The organism is Neobacillus citreus, assembly GCF_018343545.2.
GTDB lineage: Bacteria > Bacillota > Bacilli > Bacillales > Cytobacillaceae > Neobacillus > Neobacillus citreus.
This window is the reverse complement of the sequence record NZ_JAGYPE020000129.1, coordinates 1-3,741: the sequence shown is the minus strand read 5'-3', so window position 1 is coordinate 3,741 and position 3,741 is coordinate 1. Positions and strand designations below refer to the sequence as shown.

Genomic DNA, 3,741 nt, shown 5'->3' with positions numbered 1-3,741 from the left:
GTTCGTCCTGAGCCAGGATCAAACTCTCCAATAAAGTTGAGTTGATTAGCTCAAAAATGTTACGTTGGCTTCGTTTCGAATGAAACGAATATTATTGTTTGTTGACGTTTTTGTTTGTTTAGTTTTCAAAGAACTATCATACTGTTGAGTGTTTGTTCACTCGCTATTTTCTAGCCTCGCTCTCAAAAGCGACTCCCTTAATTTATCACAGTCAACTTCTCGTTGTCAACAACTTTTTTAAATTTCTTTTTCAGTTGTTCGGCACTCTCGAAGAGGACGAGAATTAATATACCATGATAAATAAATGTTTGCAATATAATTTATAACTTTTTTGAAATGATTTTAAGTTCTCCACCTATATATCCATTAAAAAATATTATCGACCTCAAGAAACGAATTTTATCCTTGTAATTTCATCCTTATGAAATGTTAGAAGCATATTACAGATTCTAGACTGTAAATACATAAAACAAACAATAATTGTATATGTAATTAATGAAGCGTACACTTTTGTTCTTCCATATTGCAGTCCTTTATGCAAGAATCAGAGTATATATAATAACAAATGGGTTTTCAAAAACGAATATATAAAATGGACGTGAATTTATGAGCAGCTTGGATTTAGATATACTGATGAAATTAGGAATTTCAGCTGTATTCGGTCTAATTATAGGCCTTGAGCGAGAATTAAAAAGAAAGCCAGTAGGATTAAAAACAAGTCTCGTCATTTCAGTTGTCAGTTGCTTGCTGACAATTGTATCTATTGAATCGGCTTATATGTTCCCTAATTCAAATGGAGTTAGAATTACCATGGACCCATTGCGGTTGGCGGCACAAATCGTCTCGGGAATTGGGTTCCTTGGAGCAGGTGTCATTTTAAGACGAGGCAATGACAGCATTTCCGGGCTAACTACTGCAGCCATGATTTGGGGGGCTGCCGGTATCGGGATTGCCGTAGGAGCGGGATTTTATTTAGAAGCATTCGTCGGCGTTGCCCTTCTTATAATTAGTGTAGAATTTATCCCTGCCGTTATGAAAATTTTCGGACCAAAGCAATTACGGGAAAAAGAAATCATGCTTCAATTATTTATTCGAGACCGGGATCAGATTGATAAAGCTATATCTTATTTACTTGAGAAAAAATATATTTTGCGCAGAATACGGATTAAGGATCTAGATAACGGTGATCACCTGGTACAAATTTTAGTTGCTGTTGACTACCGCGAAAAGACAACGGATGTATATACGGCTGTTTCCGATGTAGAAGGTGTTAAAAAGGTGGAAATTGAAAGCATTAGTTAAAAATATTCTTTTTAATTCTCTAAATTTCCTCTTGCAATACGCTCGTAATGCAGATATAATTTTCCTTGTACTAATCCATCGGGGGCTTAGCTCAGCTGGGAGAGCGCTTGCATGGCATGCAAGAGGTCGTCGGTTCGATCCCGATAGTCTCCATCATTATTCTGAAAAAACCTTTGCAACTGCAAAGGTTTTTTTTATTTCTCCAAAGTTGATAAAAAATTTCCAAAATAAGAGAATTTCCCCTTGCAACTATGATTCTCTTAAAATTATAATAAAAAACGTAAAATATTTTCAAATTTTAGAAATATCTGTAATCGAAAGGAGGGAAATCTCAAGCCGATTGTATCAGAAGCTTTATAACACCTTTGGCCCCTGCATCATTACCTGTCATCATCTTTTTTTATCTTAATTCCACATTCTTTAATCCAGTGGTTTATACGAAAGGGGGAGCTTCTCTTTGGAAGCTAAAAAAATAAACGCTCAAACTGAAAACGATTACAGTTCTATTGTCCAGTCTTCTTCGTTTCAGACATTACTCTCCGAAAAGAAAAAATTTATAATTCCATTTACTATCTTCTTTTTCTGTTTTTATTTTGCCTTGCCAATCTTAACCTCTTATTCAACGATACTTAATACAAAATTTATCGGAAGTATTACTTGGGCATGGGTATTTGCTTTCCTTCAGTTTGTTATGACATGGGGTTTATGTATGCTTTATTCTAAGAAAGCTGCAAGGTTTGATGAGTTATCATCCCAGGTCATTCAAGAAAGGGGGAATAGCTAATGAATACCCCTGCATTCCTTATGTTTCTTGCCATTGTTCTCGTAACGCTGGTCATCACCTATTTCGCTTCTAAGAAAACTAAGAATGCCAGTGAATTTTACACGGCTGGCGGAGGCCTTACCGGCTGGCAAAATGGACTTGCCATCGCAGGTGACTATATGTCTGCAGCATCTTTCCTAGGAATTGCCGGTGCTGTAGCCCTGACCGGCTTTGATGGATTTTTCTATAGCATTGGGTTTCTAGTGGCTTACCTTGTCGTTCTTTATTTGGTAGCGGAACCGTTAAGAAACCTTGGCAAATACACTTTTGCCGATATGATAGCGGCTCGTTTTGATGCCAAAAAAATCCGCGGATTCGCCGCTATGAATACAATGACGATTTCTATTTTTTATATGATTGCTCAGCTTGTCGGTGCTGGTGCACTTATTAAATTATTATTAGGATTGGAGTATACAACCTCTGTCTTAATCGTCGGGGTGTTAATGACGGTATACGTTATCTTTGGCGGAATGCATGCAACAAGCTGGGTGCAAATCATTAAAGCAATCCTGTTAATGGGCGGCACCTTCATTATTTCTATGATTGTTTTTGCCAAGTTTAATTTCAGCCTTACCGATATGTTTGCCCAAATGAAAACGGCAACTCCTTTAAAAGAATCCTTCCTAAATCCAGGTGTAAAGTACAAAGACGGCCTGGATACATTATCTCTAAATATGGGGCTTGTTCTTGGAACGGCAGGGCTTCCTCACATTCTTGTCCGCTTCTTTACCGTAAAGGATGCCAAGACGGCACGCTCGTCTGTTGTTTATGCTACTTGGGTTATTGGAATATTTTACGTTATGACCATTTTCCTTGGTTTCGGTGCTGCAGCATTTGTCGGCAATGAAAAAATTATTGCTGCCAACCCAGCCGGAAATATGGCAGCTCCTTTATTAGCTCAAGCAATTGGAGGTAATATGTTGTTTGCCTTTATTTCTGCGGTGGCGTTTGCAACTATTCTTGCTGTTGTTGCAGGGCTGGTGCTGACAGCAGCTTCAGCTTTTTCCCATGACTTTTACAATGAAATTTTGAAAAAAGGAAAAGCAACCGAAAAGCAACAGGTATTGATGGCCCGTTACGCAGCCATCGGGGTTTCTGTCGTATCCATTATTCTTGCCTTAGGCGCGCAGACGCTGAATGTCGCCTTCCTTGTTTCGCTCGCCTTTGCTGTTGCAGCTAGCGCGAATTTACCGGTCATTCTTTACACCATCTATTGGAAACGCTTTAATACAACCGGCGCGATGTGGGCGATGGTTGTCGGTCTAATTTCAGCTATCGGCTTAGTGCTGATCAGTCCGAATGTATTTAGCCCGGAAGTAGGTAAAGCTATTTTTGTAGGGAACCCATTATTCCCTTACACAACACCAGGGATAGTTTCCATTCCGCTTGGTTTCCTTGCTGGTTACCTTGGAACCATCTTTTCCAGCCAAAAAGCTGATGTTAAAAAATATGAGGAAGTCCTCGTTAAATCCAATACAGGGATTGGTTTAAGTAGATAAAATATATAAAGGTTAAAAAAAACCCCAATTATTAATGGGGTTTCAGATTGTAGACAAAAGGCATTCGAATGAGCCCATTCGGATGCCTTTTTGTTGGATTATTACTCGTAAGAGCAA

The 3,741-nt window shown here is 38.6% G+C and carries 3 protein-coding genes and 1 tRNA gene; all 4 read left to right on the top strand.

What is annotated here, in order from left to right:
- Positions 1 to 606 precede the first annotated feature (606 nt).
- Positions 607 to 1,302: an MgtC/SapB family protein gene (locus KHB02_RS29445; RefSeq protein WP_213144458.1), complete on the top strand. Its 696-nt coding sequence runs from the start codon at positions 607 to 609 to the stop codon at positions 1,300 to 1,302.
- Between the two features lie 80 nt (positions 1,303 to 1,382).
- Positions 1,383 to 1,455: transfer RNA gene (locus tag KHB02_RS29440), tRNA-Ala, on the top strand.
- Positions 1,456 to 1,759: 304 nt separating this feature from the next.
- Positions 1,760 to 2,086 carry a DUF485 domain-containing protein gene (locus KHB02_RS29435; protein ID WP_213144457.1) on the top strand — a complete coding sequence of 109 codons (327 nt, stop codon included), beginning with the start codon at positions 1,760 to 1,762 and terminating at the stop codon, positions 2,084 to 2,086.
- Positions 2,086 to 3,624 carry a solute symporter family protein gene (locus KHB02_RS29430; RefSeq protein ID WP_213144456.1) on the top strand — a complete coding sequence of 513 codons (1,539 nt, stop codon included), beginning with the start codon at positions 2,086 to 2,088 and terminating at the stop codon, positions 3,622 to 3,624. Before KHB02_RS29435 ends, KHB02_RS29430 begins: the two co-directional genes overlap by 1 nt.
- Positions 3,625 to 3,741 lie beyond the last annotated feature (117 nt).

What these genes read in the sequence shown, in the direction of transcription:
- KHB02_RS29445 (WP_213144458.1), top strand. Translation starts at nt 607, where the DNA reads ATGAGCAGCTTGGATTTAGATATACTGATGAAATTAGGAATTTCAGCT.
- KHB02_RS29430 (WP_213144456.1), top strand. Translation starts at nt 2,086, where the DNA reads ATGAATACCCCTGCATTCCTTATGTTTCTTGCCATTGTTCTCGTAACG.